The organism is Brevibacterium ammoniilyticum (assembly GCF_038429965.1).
Taxonomy (GTDB): domain Bacteria; phylum Actinomycetota; class Actinomycetes; order Actinomycetales; family Brevibacteriaceae; genus Brevibacterium; species Brevibacterium ammoniilyticum.
The window spans coordinates 25874-42998 of sequence record NZ_BAABNP010000003.1; the positions used below are offsets into that span (position 1 = coordinate 25874).

The 17125-nt window shown below is 67.3% G+C and carries 14 protein-coding genes; 10 read left to right on the forward strand and 4 right to left on the reverse strand.

The genetic code is table 11. The features are described 5' to 3' along the window. The first annotated feature begins 49 nt into the window (after positions 1–49). The 4 genes from yajC (at position 50) to AAHA49_RS03950 (ending at position 6386) form a co-directional block, all read left to right on the forward strand. On the forward strand, positions 50–637 hold the full coding sequence (yajC, locus tag AAHA49_RS03935; RefSeq protein ID WP_339392764.1) for a preprotein translocase subunit YajC: 588 nt from the start codon (positions 50–52) through the stop codon (positions 635–637). Positions 638–666: 29 nt separating this feature from the next. After that, complete coding sequence (gene secD / locus AAHA49_RS03940; protein ID WP_342037272.1) at positions 667–3006, forward strand: protein translocase subunit SecD; 2340 nt, start codon at positions 667–669, stop codon at positions 3004–3006. Further along, positions 3003–4019 (forward strand): protein translocase subunit SecF, encoded by a 1017-nt coding sequence (secF, locus tag AAHA49_RS03945; RefSeq protein WP_339392762.1) that lies wholly within the window; start codon positions 3003–3005, stop codon positions 4017–4019. Before secD ends, secF begins: the two co-directional genes overlap by 4 nt. Before the next feature lie 69 nt (positions 4020–4088). Then, on the forward strand, positions 4089–6386 hold the full coding sequence (locus AAHA49_RS03950; protein ID WP_342037273.1) for a RelA/SpoT family protein: 2298 nt from the start codon (positions 4089–4091) through the stop codon (positions 6384–6386). Here the strand turns inward: AAHA49_RS03950 and AAHA49_RS03955 are convergent. Further along, entirely contained in the window at positions 6365–6955 is a 591-nt protein-coding gene (locus tag AAHA49_RS03955; RefSeq protein ID WP_342037274.1) for a hypothetical protein, read from the reverse strand. The genes AAHA49_RS03950 and AAHA49_RS03955 overlap by 22 nt on opposite strands. A gap of 95 nt (positions 6956–7050) precedes the next feature. After that, the gene (locus AAHA49_RS03960) at positions 7051–8403 is read right to left on the reverse strand and encodes a DUF349 domain-containing protein (protein ID WP_339392759.1); all 1353 of its coding nucleotides are present in this window, start codon (positions 8401–8403) and stop codon (positions 7051–7053) included. Positions 8404–8509: 106 nt separating this feature from the next. Here AAHA49_RS03960 and AAHA49_RS03965 point away from each other — a divergent pair, with 106 nt between their 5' ends. Further along, positions 8510–9157, forward strand: coding sequence for an MBL fold metallo-hydrolase (locus AAHA49_RS03965; protein ID WP_342037275.1), 648 nt, complete (start codon positions 8510–8512; stop codon positions 9155–9157). A gap of 78 nt (positions 9158–9235) precedes the next feature. Next, positions 9236–10570, forward strand: coding sequence for a histidine--tRNA ligase (hisS, locus tag AAHA49_RS03970; RefSeq protein ID WP_342037276.1), 1335 nt, complete (start codon positions 9236–9238; stop codon positions 10568–10570). Positions 10571–10641: 71 nt separating this feature from the next. Here hisS and AAHA49_RS03975 read toward each other — a convergent pair whose 3' ends face one another. Further along, entirely contained in the window at positions 10642–10983 is a 342-nt protein-coding gene (locus AAHA49_RS03975) for an ArsR/SmtB family transcription factor (protein ID WP_339392756.1), read from the reverse strand. Positions 10984–11080: 97 nt separating this feature from the next. Here AAHA49_RS03975 and aspS point away from each other — a divergent pair, with 97 nt between their 5' ends. The 4 genes from aspS (at position 11081) to AAHA49_RS03995 (ending at position 16423) form a co-directional block, all read left to right on the forward strand. Continuing rightward, positions 11081–12862, forward strand: a complete 1782-nt coding sequence (gene aspS / locus AAHA49_RS03980; protein WP_342037277.1) for an aspartate--tRNA ligase — start codon at positions 11081–11083, stop codon at positions 12860–12862. A gap of 7 nt (positions 12863–12869) precedes the next feature. Then, positions 12870–14489 (forward strand): replication-associated recombination protein A, encoded by a 1620-nt coding sequence (locus AAHA49_RS03985; RefSeq protein WP_342037278.1) that lies wholly within the window; start codon positions 12870–12872, stop codon positions 14487–14489. 96 nt (positions 14490–14585) lie between these two features. Further along, entirely contained in the window at positions 14586–15776 is a 1191-nt protein-coding gene (locus AAHA49_RS03990; protein ID WP_342037279.1) for a sensor histidine kinase, read from the forward strand. Beyond that, positions 15773–16423: a response regulator transcription factor gene (locus tag AAHA49_RS03995; protein ID WP_342037280.1), complete on the forward strand. Its 651-nt coding sequence runs from the start codon at positions 15773–15775 to the stop codon at positions 16421–16423. Before AAHA49_RS03990 ends, AAHA49_RS03995 begins: the two co-directional genes overlap by 4 nt. Positions 16424–16429: 6 nt before the next feature. On the opposite strand, the gene AAHA49_RS04000 is transcribed toward AAHA49_RS03995, so the two are convergent. Then, a complete protein-coding gene (locus AAHA49_RS04000; RefSeq protein ID WP_342037281.1) occupies positions 16430–16984 on the reverse strand; it encodes an NUDIX hydrolase in 555 nt (184 codons plus the stop codon). Between the last annotated feature and the right edge of the window lie 141 nt (positions 16985–17125).

The following is a 17125-nucleotide window of genomic DNA, read 5'->3' on the forward strand; positions in this document are numbered from 1 at the left end:
CTAAGCTAGTGCACTGGTCCGTCCTTATGAAAGGCAGAATTCCTTGGAAATGCTCCTTCCGCTCGCACTTGCGGCGCTGCTCATCTTCTTCCTGTTCAACTCCCGCCGCAAGCAGAAGGCGCGCATGGAGCAGATCAAGTCCGGTCTGGTCCCCGGTGCCAAGGTCATGACGACGTTCGGCGTCTTCGGCACCGTGCTCTCCATCGATGAGGCCGACAACCAGGTCACCATCGAATCCGGTCCCGGCACCATCCTGCGCGTCCACCGCCAGGCCATCGGTCAGATCGAGAACCCCGAGACCCCTGCCGATGTGGCACCCGCCGCCGACGACGCCGAGACCCCGGCCATCACCGACGCCGAACTCGACGCCATGAACGAACGCAAGCGCGCCGAGAACGGCGACCTCGACGAGACCGCCGAGGCGAAGGCCGACGAGACCGCGCCCGCCGACGACATCGAGGCGATCGCGAAGGCCGACGCCGACGCCAACACCGCTGAGGCGAAGGCCGCCGAGGCGAAGAAGGACGACGCTGCGACCGTCGACGGCGCAGACGCTGCGAAGAACGACTCGGCGACAGAGGACGAGTCGTCGAAGCCCGGCACGGATGCGCCGGACTCCGACGACAAGAAGAACTGACGCCCCGCAACCCGATCGAAAGCTGAAGCGTGTCCGACATCGAAGAAAAGCCGCGACCAGGTCTGCGGTTCCTGTGGTTGACGATCATCACCCTCGTCCTCGCCGGCGTCCTCGCCGGGGGAGTGATCTGGTCCGATGCGACGACCACACCGAAGCTCGCCCTCGACCTCGAAGGCGGCACCTCGATCATCCTGGAACCCCAGGTGTCCGAGGACACGACCATCAGCAAGGAACAGCTCGATCAGGCGGTGGCGATCATCCGCCAGCGCGTCGACTCGACCGGTGTCTCCGAAGCCGAGATCACGACGCAGGGTGACCGCAACATCGTCGTCAACCTGCCCGGCAACCCGGACGAGGAGACCCGCAACCTCGTCCGCTCGTCCGCTCAGCTCGTGTTCCGCCGCGTCGCCCTCGTCGGCGACCCCCGTTCCCAGGAGCAGATCAACCAGCAGCAGTCCAACCAGGACAGCGGCGGCGGTGACCAGGGTCTGACCGACGAGGAGAAGAAGCGCCTCGAAGACCTCACCGGCGGAAACCAGGAGTCCCCGGCAGGCGGCGGTGCCGTCGTCAACCCCGGTGCCGCGGGCACTGCCGACAATGCCGGCGCTGCCGACAACGCGGATCCGAACGCCGGGGGCAACGTCCCCGGACCGGCAGGCACCGGTGAAGCGACCAGCGCACCCTCGACCCCGGCCGAAGGCGGCCAGGACCAGAAGGTCACCGACTCGACTCCGCGTCCGCTGTTCGATCCTGAGAAGGACGCCGCGGAATGGCAGACCGAGGACATCGTCAAGCAGTACACCGAACTCGACTGCACCGACCCGAAGAACCGCACCGGCGGTGTGCAGCAGCCGGCTGACAAGCCCGTCGTCTCCTGCGCCCAGGACGGCTCGGCCAAGTACGTGCTCGGACCGGTCGAACTCTCCGGCGACCACCTCGACGACGCGAGCTTCGGCTACGCCGCCGGCGCCAACGGCGTCCAGACCAACCAGCCGGCCGTCAACCTCGAGTTCGACGACACCGGTCGCGAGATCTTCAAGCAGATCACCTCGGCGATCACCGGACTCCAGCAGCCGTACAACCAGTTCGCGATCTCGCTCGACGGTCTCGTCCTCTCCGCCCCGACCTCGAACGCCGTCATCACCGACGGCCGTGCCGAGATCTCCGGCAACTTCACCATGGATGAGGCTCAGACCCTGGCCAACCAGCTGAAGAACGGCTCACTGCCGATCAGCTTCCAGGTCCAGAGCGAAGAGCAGATCTCCCCGACGCTCGGCGCCAACTACCTCAACATCGGCCTGCTCACCGGCCTCGTCGGCCTCCTCCTCGTCGTCGTGTACTCGCTCCTGCAGTACCGCGTGCTCGGCCTCATCACGGTCTCGAGCCTCGTCGTCGCCGGTGTCCTCACCTATCTGCTGCTGCTCATCGCCTCGTGGAGATACGGCTACCGGCTCTCCCTGGCCGGTGTCGCCGGCATCATCATCGGCATCGGCATGGCCGCCGACTCCTTCATCGTCTACTTCGAACGCGTGCGAGACGAGCTGCGCAGCGGCCGCAACCTCCTCTCCGCCGTCGAAGTCGGCTGGGACCGCGCCAAGCGCACGATCTGGGCGTCGAAGTCGGTCAACATGCTCGCCGCGGTGATCCTCTACATCCTCGCCGTCGGCTCGGTGCGCGGATTCGCGTTCACCCTGGGGCTGACGGTGATCGTCGACATCATCGTCGTCTTCCTCTTCACCCACCCGATGCTCGAAGTGCTCGCGAGAACGAAGTTCTTCGGCCAGGGCCACCCGATGTCGGGCATGGACCCGCGCCTGCTCGGCGTCAAACCCGCCGCCTACCGCGGTGCCCTCAACATCGACCTCGACGACTCCGCGAAGTCGCCCGAGGCGAAACGCCGTGAGAAGGCCCGCGCCCGCAAGGCGGGTATGGACAGTGCTGACACGGAGACGATCGCCAGCCGCCGCGCCAAGGCCGCCAAGAACGCGCGCGCCGAGGCGGGAGGCACGACGACGAAGGTCCGGACGGCCGACTCGACGACCGACACGGACGCGACCACCGAGGACTCGGCGACCGACAGCCTCATCACCGAGACCGAGGTCACCGAGACCGACGACAGCGTGACTGTCACCGAATCGACCGAGACCGTGGTCGACGATGACTCGACGGACGCGCCCGAGGACACGACAACCTCGGCGAAGGACGCGACCACCTCGGCGAAGGACGCGAAGACCTCCCGCCGCCGTCGCGGTGGCAGAGGCGGCAACTCCAGCGCGACGGCCCCGAGCGGCGGCACCATCGCCGAACGGAAGGCGGCCGCCAAGCGCGCCGCACAAGGCAACGACGACGAGAAGGGAGCCGAGAAGTGAAACGGTTCTTCGCATGGGGCAACCGCCTCCACAACGGCGAGTCGTCGATCCCGTTCGTCGGCAAGGCGAAGCTGTGGCTCGGCATCGCCGGCGTCCTCGTCCTCCTCTCCCTCCTCGTCCCGCTCGTCGCCGGCTTCAACTTCGGCATCGCCTTCCGCGGCGGCTCCCAGTTCCAGGTCGACAACGTCACCGACACCTCGGCGGCCAAGGGCGAGAGCATCGTCAACGACGTCGTCCCGAACTCCGAACCGCGACTGACCCCCACCGGCGAGACCGGTGTGAAGATCGAGACGAACCAGCTCAGCGACGCCCAGATGCAGGAGGTCCGCGACGCGCTGGCCACCGGTTACTCGGTCAACGCCGAGGACGTCACCTCGACGTTCGTCGGACCCCAGTGGGGTGCGGACGTGACCTCGAAGATGATCCGCGCCCTCGTCATCTTCGTCGCCATCGCCATGATCGTCATGGCCCTGTACTTCCGCACATGGAAGATGTCACTCGCGGCGATCATCGGCCTCTTCGTCGTCATGATCATCACGATGGGCATCTACTCGGCCACCGGCTTCGAGGTCACCCCCGAAGCGATCATCGGCTTCCTCACCGTCTTAAGCTTCTCGCTCTACGACACGGTCGTCGTCTTCGACAAGATCAGAGAGAACACGGCGCGCTACCAGGACAACCGGCGCCTGAAGTTCTCCGAACTCGTCAACCTCGGCGTCAACCAGACGACGGTCCGCTCGATCAACACCTCCGTCGTCTCGGTCCTGCCGATCGCCTCGATCCTCTTCATCGGCGTGTTCCTCCTCGGCGCCGGCACCCTCGTCGACATCTCCCTGTCGCTGTTCATCGGCACGATCGTCGCCGCCGCCTCGACGCTCTTCGTCGCCAGCCCGCTCTACGCGCTGCTGCGGTCGAACGAACCCGCGGTGAAGGAACAGGAACAAGCCGTGCGAGAATTGCGTTTACGGAACGGATCAGAGGACGTTCCGCCCGTGATCCACGCCGAGATCTGAGTCCGCTTCCTCGCCGAGGTGGGAGTCTGATCCTCGGGTGGGCGCGGGTCCGAGCAGAGAGGGGATGTGATGGCGTCATCAGCTGAATCGCGCCGACCGCGCGGCATCTCCCGGCTGGCCTGGTGGGCTGCCAGGGCGCAGAACAACGCCGACTACCCGCGGGTGCTCGGTCCGATGATCCGCGCCCTGCAGTCGAGCCACCCGAAGGCCGACATCGACCTCGTGGTCCGTGCCTACACTGTCGCCGAGGAGGCCCACCGCGGTCAGACCCGCAAGTCCGGGGACCCCTACATCACCCACCCGGTGGCGGTCGCGACGATCCTCGCCGAGATCGGCATGCTGCCGGTCACCCTGGCCGCCGCCCTCCTCCACGACACCGTCGAGGACACCGACTACTCGCTCGAGGAGCTCACCGAGTCCTTCGGCCCCGAAGTCGCCGCGATGGTCGACGGGGTGACGAAGCTCGACAAGCTCACCTACGGTCAGGCCGCCCAGTCGGAGACCGTGCGGAAGATGATCGTCGCGATGGCCAAGGACATCCGCGTCCTCGTCATCAAACTCGCCGACCGTCTCCACAACGCCCGCACCTGGAAGTTCGTCCCGGCCGCCTCGAGCACGAAGAAGGCCCGCGAGACGCTGGAGATCTACGCCCCGCTCGCCCACCGGCTGGGCATGAACACGATCAAATGGGAGCTCGAGGACCTCTCCTTCCAGGTCCTCCACCCCAAGGTCTACGACGAGGTCGTCCGCCTCGTCGCCGATCGCGCCCCCGAACGCGAGAAGTACCTCTCCACGGTCTCGACCGAACTCCAGTCCGAACTCGTCGACTCCGGGATCGAAGCCGCCATCACCGGTCGACCCAAGCACTACTACTCGATCTACCAGAAGATGGTCGTCCGCGGCCATGAGTTCGCCGACATCTACGACCTCGTCGGCGTCCGCGTGCTCGTCGAGACCGTCCGCGAATGCTACGCCACCCTCGGCATCGTCCATGCCCGCTGGAACCCGGTCCCCGGCCGGTTCAAGGACTACATCGCGATGCCGAAGTACAACATGTACCAGAGCCTGCACACCACGGTCATCGGCCCCGGCGGGAAACCCGTGGAGATCCAGATCCGCACCCACGAGATGGACCGGCGCGCCGAATTCGGCGTCGCCGCGCACTGGAAGTACAAAGACCGCGGCAACCCGTCGAAGGCGATCACCTCGAACACCGCCCGCTCCGTCAAGGTCTCCGACGACGGCGGCGTCGACGACGCGGCCTGGCTGCGTCAGCTCCTCGACTGGCAGCGCGAGGTCTCCGACCCCGACGAGTTCCTCGACAGCCTCCGCTACGAGGTCAACTCGAAGGAGGTCTACGTCTTCACCCCCAAGGGCGACGTCATGAGCCTGCCCTCGGGTGCGACACCGGTCGACTTCGCCTACGCCGTCCACACCGAGGTGGGACACAAGACGATGGGGGCGCGCGTCAACGGCCGCCTCGTCGCCCTCGACACCGAACTGAAGAACGGCGACTCCGTCGAGGTCTTCACCTCGAAGGACGAGAACGCTGGACCCAGCCGCGACTGGCTCGGCTTCGTCAAGAGCCCCCGCGCCCGGTCGAAGATCCGCCAGTGGTTCTCCAAGGAGCGCCGAGAAGAGGCGATCGAGAACGGGCGCGAGCAGCTCGCCCGCGCGATGCGCCGACATTCCCTGTCCGCGAACGCCCTGATGAGCCAGGAAGCCCTGCAGGTCGTCTCGACCGAGCTGCGCCTGCCCGACGTCACCGCCCTCTACGCGGCGATCGGCAACGGGGTGACCTCGGCCGCCCACGTCGTCGACCTGCTCGCCAAGGAGGTCGGCGACGACGACGAGGTCACCGTCCTCCCACCGGCCCCGCGCAACCGCACCGGGCAGTCCTCAGGACACCATTCCTCGTCCGGCGGCGTCGTCGTCAAGGGCGTCGACGACGTGCTCGTCAAACTCGCCCGCTGCTGCACCCCGGTGCCCGGCGACGAGATCGTCGGCTTCGTCACCCGCGGCTCCGGCGTCTCCGTCCACCGCGTCGACTGTCCCAACGTCGTCTCCCTCGAACGCGAACCCGAGCGCATGGTCGAGGTCTCGTGGGGGGAGAAGACGAGCGGGGTCTACCTCGTCCAGATCCAGGTCGAAGCCCTCGATCGCTCCGGACTGCTCTCCGACATCACGAAGGTCCTCACGGACACGCACGTCAACATCCTCTCCGCCTCCGTGGCCACCTCGAAGGCCCGCGTCGCTCAGTCGAAGTTCGTCTTCGAGATGTCCGATGCCAGCCACCTCGACACCGTGCTCTCCGCGGTGCGCAAGGTCGAAGGCGTCTTCGACGTCTACCGCATCTCCGGCGGCTGAGACTCGCGCACCGCAGGAACCGCGGGGCGGGTGCGCGCGAACCGTTCGACGACCTCACGCATCTGCGCGGTGAACGGCCTGCGCGCGACACTGTCGAGGTAGAGCCCGAACCGGATGCGCTCGGTTCGCGGGACCTCGTCGATGAGCTCGGCGACCGCGCGCTGCGAACCGGCCTCGGGGGAGCGGACATGGGGCAGGAGCAGATCGTAGAGCGTGCGCATCGGCGTCGTCACGGGCACCCCGGCGATCGTCTCCCACTCGCTGCGGGCGAGATTGAGCTCATGGACGATCAGCCCGTTCTGTTCGAGCACGCGCCTGCGCGGGTGCGTGGTCAGCGTCAGCGGACTCGGCGCCCGACCGAGACCGAGATGGACCCACCAGGCCGTCGCATGCGAGACGACGAGCCTCGCGGGGATCTGCGCGGCTAAGGCGAGGATGCGATCCTCGGCATCGAGCACGGAACCCGAGCGCACCCACGTCGTCTCCGTCAGCGGTGTGAGCAGCCCGTCGAGGGTGAGCTCGGTGAGGTGCTCGTAGCCGTAGTCGCTGACGCGGAAGATGTCCTCCATGAGGACACTATCGTCCTCTCACCGCCGGGGAGCAAGACCCGGATCGCGGCCTGTGGACAAACCGGAACTCGCGTGCAGCGCCCTGTGGATGCCTGTCAGTCGAGTTCGGCCGCGGTCTGTGCGAGCTGATCGCGCCAGGCCCGACGGGCGTCGAGGGCGGCCTGCGCCTCGGCGACGGACTTCTCGTCCCCACCGGCCTTCGCCGCCTCGAGGGCGGCCTCGAGTTCGGCGATCGACTCGTCAAGCTGGCTGAGCGCCCCCGAGGTGCGGGCCTTCGTCTCCGGGTTGCTGCGCTTCCATGCCGCATCCTCGGCGTCGGCGAGAGCGCGTTCGACCTCACGCAGGCCGTTCTCCATCCGCGAGACGTCGGCCCGGGGCACCTTCCCCGCGTCCTCCCACTCGTCCTGGATGGCGCGCAGCTCGCGCTTCGCCGCCGTCGGGTCGGTGATCGGCAGCAGCGCCTGCGCCTTGGTCAGGAGCGCTTCCTTGACCTCGAGGTTGCCCTTGTACTCCTCGTCGAGGGCCGCGTTCTCCGCATCCCGGGCTGCGAAGAACACGTCCTGGGCGGCGCGGAAGCGCGCCCAGAGGGCGTCGTCGTCCTTCCGGGAGGCACGGGGTGCGCGTTTCCACTGGGTCATGAGGTCCTTGTACTTCTGGGACACCGTGCGGAAGTCGGTCGAGGAGGACAGGGACTCCGCCTCGGCGACGATCTTCTCCTTGATCCGCTTGCCCTCGGAGTTGTGCTTGTCGAGTTCGGCGAAGAAGTCCTTGCGCTTGCGTTCGAAGGTGTTCCGCGCCTGCGAGAACCGGCCCCACAGCTCCTGGTCGACGGCCCGCGGCAGACGCGGACCGCTGCGCTGCATGTCCTTCCACGCCGCGAAGAGCTCACGCAGACGGGCACCGGAGACCTTCCACTGGATCTTCTCGGGATCCTTCCCGGCCAGGGTCTCGGCTTCGACGACGATCTCCTCGCGCTTCTGCGCGGCCTCGAGCTTGGCCGCCTCGGCGCGCGCGGCCTGCTTCGACTCGGTCGCCTTCGCATCCGAGAGCAGGGTGTCGAGGGTGGCGGCGAGCCCCTTGAGGTCACCGACGACGTTCGCCTCGGCCAGGGACTCGCGCAGCGCCGTCGCCGCCGTCGTCACCTCACGGCCCGGAGCCCCGGCGGACAGGCGATTGCGCAGGTGAGCGGCGTGTTCGAGGAGTTCGACGTACTTCTTCGCGAAGTACTCGACGGCTTCCTCGCCGCTCGCGTCCGGGTACTGGCCGACCTCGCGTTCGCCGTCCGCGGTGATGACGTACACCGTCCCGGCCTCATCCGCGCGACCGTGCGTGACCGCGCGCGCCACCTCGGCGTCGTGGTCGACGGTGGTCCCGCTCACCGGCTGGGCCGCCTGTGGGCGCGGCACCGAGGAGGGGCGGGGAGTCGGCTTGGGGGTCGGGGTCGACATGTCTCTCACCTGTTTCTTCATCGGTCGAACCGGCGGTCTCGCCGATCACTCGATCATTGCGTCATCCCAGCATAACCATCAGGTCGCCTCTGGATAGACTTCGGCCATGGATGTCTTCACCACCCGTGCCGAATTCCTCGACGTCAACTGCTATGTCGTGCGCGCCGAGGGCCGCAGCGACTGCATCCTCGTCGACGCCGGCTACGACGCCGCCCCCGACCTGGTCCAGCTCCTCGCCGAGGAGGGGCTGGACCCGCAGGCGATCTTCCTCACCCACGGCCACCCCGATCACATCCTCGGCCTGCCGGGACTGCTCGCCCGCTGGGACGTCCCCGTCCACCTCGGCGGCGGAGACCATTACCGGGTCGAGAAGCCGGGGGAGACCCTGGGACCGCAGTTCGCGCAGATGATCGCGCCCCTGCTCACCGATTGGCAGGCCCCCGCCGAGGTGGTTCCCTTGGACGACGGCAGCGTCGTCACCGTCGCCGGGCTCACCGTCACCGCGGTCGCCGCCCCCGGCCACACGGAGGGCTCGACCCTGCTGCGGGTGAGCGCCGACGGCGAGGAGGTCGTCTTCACCGGCGACGTCGTCTTCGCCGGGGCCATCGGACGCATCGACCTGCCCGGCGGCGACGCCGAGGCGATGGCCGCCACGCTGCGGTCCTTCGCCGGCCTGCCCGACGTTCCCATCTATCCTGGACACGGCCCCGGATCCCGGGTCGGCCACGAACTGCGCACGAACCCGTTCCTCTGACCGCAGTCAGCACTGAGACACCAGAACCACAGAGACACCAGAACCACAGGACCGCACGGTCCCTGAGCAAGGAGAACCATGGCGAAGTCAGCCCGTCTGTCCGGATTCCCGGAACGGCTCCCGGCCGAAGCAGTGATCGAGAAGCGCATCATCGACATCCTCGGCCACACCTTCGCCCTGCACGGCTTCTCCGCCCTGCACCACCGCGCCGTCGAACCCCTGAGCCAGCTGGCCAAAGACGGGGAGATCGACAAGGAGATCTTCGCCGTCTCCCGCCTCCACGCCGAGGGTCCCGAACGCAACCCGCTCGGCCTCCACTTCGACCTCACCGTCCCGCTCGCGCGTTTCGTCACGGAGAACGCGAACGAGCTGAGCTTCCCGTTCCGGGCCGCCCGGATCCAGCCGGTGTGGCGGGGGGAGCGGCCCCAGGCCGGTCGGTACCGTGAGTTCATCCAGGCCGACGTCGACATCATCGGCGACACCGAGCTGCCCGGCCATTTCGAAGTCGAGATCCCGCTGACGATCGCCGACGCCTTCTCCCGGCTCGCCCCGCTCGGTGTGCCGCCGATCAGGATCGTCGTCAACGACCGTCGGCTGCTCGAGGGCTTCGCCCGCGGCATCGGACTCACCGACATCCCCGCGGTGCTGCGCTGCCTCGACAAGTACGACAAGATCGGCCCCGAGGAGGTCGGGCGGCTGCTGGCGTCCGAAGCCGGTGCCGATGAGCGCCAGCAGGAGCTCTGCCTCGCCCTGGCCGCGATCGAATCGGATTCCCCCGACTTCGCCGAGGAGGTCCGTGCCCTCGGCGTCGAGCACCCGCTCCTCGAGGAGGGCCTGACCTCATTGACGACGATGCTCACGGCCGCCGCCGAACGGGCCCCCGGCGTGCTCGTCGCCCAGCTCAAGATCGCCCGCGGCCTCGACTACTACACGGGAGCCGTCTACGAGACGCAGCTCGTCGGCTACGAAGGGCTCGGTTCCGTGGCCTCGGGCGGCCGCTACGATTCGCTGGCGACCGTGGGCAAGAAGACCTACCCGGGTGTGGGCATGTCGATCGGCGTCTCCCGGCTCATGGCCTTCGTTCTCGGCGAGGACAGCGGCATCTCCGCCACCCGCGGCACCCCGTCGGCCGTCGTCGTCGCAGTCACCGACGAGGACCGCCGCGGTGAGGCCGACGCCGTGGCCGCAGCCCTGCGCGCCCACGACATCCCCTGCGAGGTGTCTCCGTCCGCGGCGAAGTTCGGCCGCCAGATCCGCTTCGCCGAACGCCGGGGGATCCCGTACGTGTGGTTCACCGACGGCGAGTCCGGCCACGAGGTCAAGGACATCCGCTCGGGTGAGCAGACCCCGGCCGACCCGCAGACCTGGGAACCGGCGCCCGGTGACCGGTGGCCGGAGGTCACGGGGAGCTGAGGGGCGGCCGCGACCTGAGCTGACCGGGAGCCGAGCTCACCGGGAGCTCAGGCACGACCGCCTCGGCGGGGTCACAGCGGGTCGGGAGCGAGCGATCCGTCGGGGGCGATGTGATCGAACATCTCCCTGACCATCGAGACGACGTGCGGGTCATCGACGGTGTAGAAGATCCTCCGCCCGTCCCGGCGGGAGGAGATGAGACCGGCGAGCCGGAGCTTGGCCAGATGCTGACTCACGGCGGGCACGGTCGCCCCGATCGCCTCGGCGAGGGAGGACACGTCGAGCTCCTGGTGGACGAGCGTCCACACGACCCGCAGCCGGGTCGCCTGGGAGAGCATGCGGAACGTCTCCGCCGCGACCTCGACCTGCGCCGAGGTGGGGGTCGGATCGGTCTCCGTGGGCTGCGTCTCCATGCGTCCTCTCCGTGCGCCTGTGCGTGCGGGAATGTCCGTGCAAGCGACTATCATGGGTCACGCACTCCCCGCATGACCATCGTAAAGGAGCCCATCAGTGCTGCGAAGCCACGAATCCGGAAGCCTGCGTGCCGCGAACGCAGGAGAGACCGTCACCCTCGCCGGGTGGGTCGACCGTCGCCGCGATCACGGAGGTGTCGCCTTCATCGATCTGCGGGATGCTTCGGGAATCGTCCAGGTCGTCGTCCGTGAGGACGACGCGCACGCGCTGCGCAACGAAACCGTCGTCAAGGTCACCGGCACCGTCTCCCTGCGGCCCGAGGGCAACCAGAACGAGAACCTGCCGACCGGTGAGATCGAGATCGTCGACACCACCGTGGAAATCCTCGCCGAGGCGGCCCCGCTGCCCTTCCAGGTCTCCGACCATGCGGAGGACGCCGGAATCGTCGGCGAGGAGACGCGCCTGCGCTACCGCTACCTCGACCTGCGCCGTTCGGGTCCCGCGCATGCGATGCGCCTGCGATCGGCGGTGAACAAGGCCGCCCGCACCGTCCTCGACGACCACGGCTTCGTCGAGATCGAGACGCCGACCCTGACGAAGTCGACGCCCGAGGGCGCCCGCGACTTCCTCGTCCCCGCACGCCTCCAGCCCGGCTCCTGGTACGCCCTGCCGCAGTCGCCGCAGCTGTTCAAGCAGCTTCTCCAGGTCGCCGGCATGGAACGCTACTACCAGATCGCCCGCTGCTACCGCGACGAGGACTTCCGGGCCGACCGTCAGCCCGAATTCACCCAGCTCGACATCGAGGCGTCATTCGTCGAACAGGCCGACATCATCGCCCTGGCCGAGGAGATCCTCGTCTCCCTGTGGAAGCTCATCGGCTACGACATCTCCACGCCGATCCCGCACATCACCTACCACGAGGCGATGGAGCGCTACGGTTCGGACAAGCCGGACCTGCGCTTCGGCCTCGAACTGACCAACCTCACGGAGTTCTTCGCCGAGACCCCGTTCCGGGTCTTCCAGTCCGACTACGTCGGCTCGGTCGTCTACCCCGGCGGCGGATCGCTGCCCCGACGCCAGCTCGACGCGTGGCAGGACTGGGCGAAGCAGCGCGGGGCCAAGGGCCTGGCCTACGTCCTCGTCGCCGAGGACGGCACGCTCACCGGTCCCGTGGCCAAGAACATCTCGGAGACGGAGAAGGCCGGACTCGTCGAGGCGGCCGGAGCGAACCCGGGCGATGCGATCTTCTTCGCCGCCGGTGACGCAGGCTCCTCCCGCGCCCTCCTCGGTGCCGCCCGTCGTGAGATCGCCGAGCGTGTGGGACTGATCAAGGACGGCGACTGGGCGTTCGTGTGGGTCGTCGACGCACCGCTCTTCGAATCCGCTGCGGCCGCGCAGGCCGCCGGCGACGTCGCCGTGGGCGAAGGCCAGTGGACGGCCGTCCACCACGCGTTCACTGCCCCCAAGCCCGAGTACCTCGAGACGCTCGAATCCGATCCGGGTGCGGCCCTGGCGTATGCCTACGACATCGTGTGCAACGGCAACGAGATCGGCGGCGGCTCGATCCGCATCCACCAGCGCGCCGTCCAGGAGCGCGTGTTCGAGATCATGGGCATCGACGAGGCGGAGGCAGAGGAGAAGTTCGGCTTCCTCCTCGAGGCCTTCAAGTTCGGTGCGCCCCCGCACGGCGGCATCGCCTTCGGCTGGGACCGCATCGTGTCCCTGCTCGCCGGGGTCGACTCGATCCGCGAGGTCATCGCATTCCCGAAGTCCGGCGGCGGCTACGATCCGCTCACCCAGGCACCGGCCCCCATCACGGAGGCTCAGCGCGCCGAGGCGGGCGTCGACTTCGATCCCGACGCCGAGAGCGACGACTGATGTCGCGATGACCGACGGTCCTGACCTCTTCTCCGACCCGGACCGGGAACTCCCCGGTCCGGGGACGGGTGCGTCCGGGGGCGGTCGAGCCCTCGACCCCTTGGCGGTGCGGATGCGTCCGCGCACCATCGACGAGGTCGTCGGCCAGGATCATCTGACGTTCCCCGGGTCTCCGCTCCACCAGCTCGTCGAAGCGAGCGGGGGAGACCGGGCCGGGGCCTCCTCGGTGATCCTCTGGGGTCCGCCCGGGGTGGGGAAGACGACGCTCGCGCACGTCATCTCGCATGCCCCGGGACGGCGGTTCGTCGAACTGTCGGCGATCACCGCCGGCGTCAAGGACGTGCGTCAGGTCATCGAGAATGCGCGGCGCGAACGGGAGATGTACGGGCGCACCACTGTGCTCTTCCTCGATGAGATCCACCGGTTCTCGAAGGCGCAGCAGGACGCTCTGCTGCCGGCCGTGGAGAATCGGCTCGTCGTCCTCGTCGCGGCGACGACGGAGAACCCGTCGTTCTCCGTGATCTCGCCGCTGCTCTCGCGCTCCCTCATGCTCACGCTGCGGCCGCTCGGCGATGACGACATCGCCGCACTCCTCGACCGGGCGATGACGAGCGAGCGGGGACTGGCCGGGCAATTCGAGCTCGATCCGGCCGCGAAGGACTACATCGTGCGCATCGCCGGTGCGGATGCGCGCCGTTCGCTCACGGTGCTCGAGGCCGCGGCGGGGATCGCGGCGGCGCAGGGCGACACGGCGCGCGCTGCTGGTTCGGGGGCGGAGCCGGCTCGGTCGAGTGCGGGCGAGGCCAGCGAGGACGCTGACGGTGCGGACGACGAAGCCGCAGCGGCGGCAGGCGCTGAGGATGGCGGCGCTGAAGACGCGGACGACGCGGCCGGCGCTGAGGGCGTTGACGACGATGCTGACAGTGCGGACGACGAGAGCGACGGCATTGCAGCCGACGACGATCGAGCCGAAAGCGACGTGACGGCGCCGATCCTCATCACGGAAGAGGCCGCTGCCGAGGCGAGCAGTGAGGCCGTCGTCCGTTACGACAAGAACGGCGACCAGCACTACGACGTCATCTCCGCGTTCATCAAGTCGATCCGCGGGTCGGATGTCGATGCGGCTCTCCACTATCTTGCGCGGATGATCGTCGCGGGCGAGGATCCGCGGTTCATCGCCCGTCGCGTCGTCATCTCCGCGGCCGAGGACATCGGCATGGCCGACCCGCAGGCACTGCCGATCGCGGTGGCCGCCTCGACGGCGGTGCAGAACATCGGGATGCCGGAGGGGCGGATCCCGCTCGCCGAGGCGGTGACCTATCTCGCGATGGCACCGAAGTCGAACGCGAGCTACAAGGCCCTCGACGCGGCGATCGCCGATGTCCGCAACGGGCTCGTCGGTGAGGTGCCCAACCACCTCCGCGATGCCCACTATCCGGGAGCGAAGCAGCTCGGACACGGGAAGGGCTACATGTACGCCCACGACTTTCCCCACGGTGTGGCCCCGCAGGAGCAGCTGCCGGAAGTGCTGCGCGGCAAGGAGTACTACACGCCGACCACCAACGGCCTCGAGCGGACCATCAGCGAACGTCTCGCGAACATCCGCGGGATCCTTCGCGGCGAGTGAGAGGTTGCGAGTCGACCGGTGTGATGCGATGTTGCCGTGCCGCTTTTCGCTCATATAGGGGATGACCAGGCTGTCGACGTTGTCGAGGATTGAAGCATGATCAGAAGACACCCCATCCTTGCCCGCATGCTCTTCATGCTCCCTGCTGTCCTCGTCGCGGTTCCGATGATGATGATCCTGGTCTGGATCTATCGCGCAGTCGAGCCCACGGAGATCGTCTTCGTGGCCATTTCGGGTTCGTTGATCGCTTTTCTTCTCTGCCTCGTCCCGGGCGTCCACCGGTTCGAACGTCTAGTTGCGTCGAAGCTGCTCGGCACCGAGGTGGACCGGGAGGCAGGTTCGAGGACGTACAGGAATTCGGCTGTCTTCGCCCTGCTGCACCTGTTGGCGGGCTTGTCGGCGTTGCTCTGCCTCATCAGTGTTCCCATTGCGATCAGCGAACTCTCCTGGCGGACCGAACGAGTCCTGGAATGGTCGCTGAGTTGGTCGGATGCGATCGAGAACTATCTCGAAATCGTCACGTGGTCGGAGATCCGGATCATCCTTGCGATGATCCTGTTCGTCTCCGCGATCTGGGCAACCACTTTCCTCTGCTGCCTGCCGATGGTCGCCCGTCAGCTTCTCGGCCCGAATCTCGAGAAGCAGCTCGCTGAGAGCGAAGCAGACCGCGAACGGCTCGAAGCCCAGAACGATCTCGCACGTGATATCCATGACTCGCTCGGTCACACCCTGACGATCGCGAGCCTGCAAGCGGAGCGGGGACGCGTCGCTCTTGCTGACGATCCGAGATCCGCAGACGATGCTCTCTCCACGATCCTGCTTGTCTGCCGTAGAGCCCAAGCCGATCTCGACGATGTCCTTCGAGTTCTGAGAACGGGAGAGGCGAGCACGCTCAAGCAGGCGCGAGATCTGCGCAGCATCGGTGACCTCATCGATGACGCTAGAAGCGCGGGTCTTCTCGTCGACGTCGACGTTCCGCTCAACCTCGAGATCTCCGCCGACCGCTCGCAAGCGCTCTATCGGATCGTTCAGGAAGCGCTGACCAACGCGCTGCGGTACGCAAGTCCGCGTGAACTCAGCCTGACGATCACCGATGATGATCGCGGACTGCGCGTGCTGACGACCAACCCCGTGTTCGGCGCCGTTCATCATCGGGACGGCCGCGGACTCCATGGCATCGAGGCTCGTGCCCGACTCCTCGGAGGTTCCGCCTCGTCCCAGATCATCGCTGACCACTTCATCCTCGATGTGCGCATTCCGGCCCGTCACGTCGAGATCTCAGCATGATCGACCTCCTCATCGTTGATGACGAACCGCTCATCCGCTCTGGACTCGTCGGGGCGCTCTCGCAATTTCCGTACCTGCGTGTCGTCGGCGAAGCCGACAACGGCGATACCGGCATCGACGCTGTCCGGCACCACGCGCCCGATGTCGTCCTCATGGATGTGAGAATGCCCGGCCGAGATGGACTCAGTGCCACCGAAGAGCTGGCGGCGGACCCAAGTTTCACCGGTGCCGTCCTCGTACTCACGACCTTCGATTCAGATGATTACGTCTACCGCGCCATGCACGTCGGCGCACGCGGCTTTCTCCTCAAACGCTGGCCGATCGCGAAGATCGCCGAGGCCATCTCCATCGCCGCGGCAGGCGACAGCGTCGTCTTCCCGGATTCGTTGGCCCGAGTCGTCGCCGAACACGGGGCGCCGCCTCGGCGAAGCACAGGTGAGATCGAGCGCGTCCTCACCCCACGGGAACAGGTGGTTCTCACACAGATCGCCGCGGGCAAAAGCAACTCAGAGGTGGCCGAGGCACTCCACGTCACCGTCGAGACCGTGAAATCCCAGGTCAGCAGCGTCCTCCTCAAACTCGGAGCGCGCGACCGCACACAGGCGGTGATCCGCGCCTTCGAAACCGGCTTCATCGACCCTCGGTGACAGCACTCAGCCCACGCGGGGAAGCAACCCCTTCTCGGCCGCGATCATCCGGCTGATGAGCAGCGGCGGATCGATGATCTCGCCGCGACCGACCAATGTATCGAATTCGGCCACCGGCATCTCGACCACACGCACGTCCTCCGGCGGATCATCGGCGACGCGTTCACCGACCGCAAACCGGTGGGCGACAAAGAGGTGGATCGGATAGGCGAGCCGAGCGGGATTCTGGCTGAACGTGTACAGGTGCTCGAGATCGAGGGGGATGAAGCCCGTTTCCTCTTCGTACTCGCGTCCGGCGGCTTCGATCGGGCTCTCACCCGCCTCGGCGCCGCCTCCGGGAAGATCGAAGATCCAGCGCCCGACCGGGTAGCGGTACTCGCGTGCCAGACGCAAGTCTCCCGCCTCGGTGATCCCGAGAACCGCAACGGTGAAAGGCACTGATTCGTCGACCTCGTAGCGGATGCGATCGCCGTTCGGCAGTCCGACTTCGTGTTCGCTGAGCACGACACGACCGCGGTACGCTTCACGCTTTCCGTGCAGTGTCCACTTCGGCTCGTGCATGGTCGGAATCATAGTGGGTGCAGGCGACGGTGCGGCAACGTCGGATCGGCGACCGCAGAGGGGGAGTGCACGCAAGAAGTCCAGGCGCAATGGACATGTGCGAGGTGCTGGGACTTCTTGGTCGCGACAGTCAGGACGGCT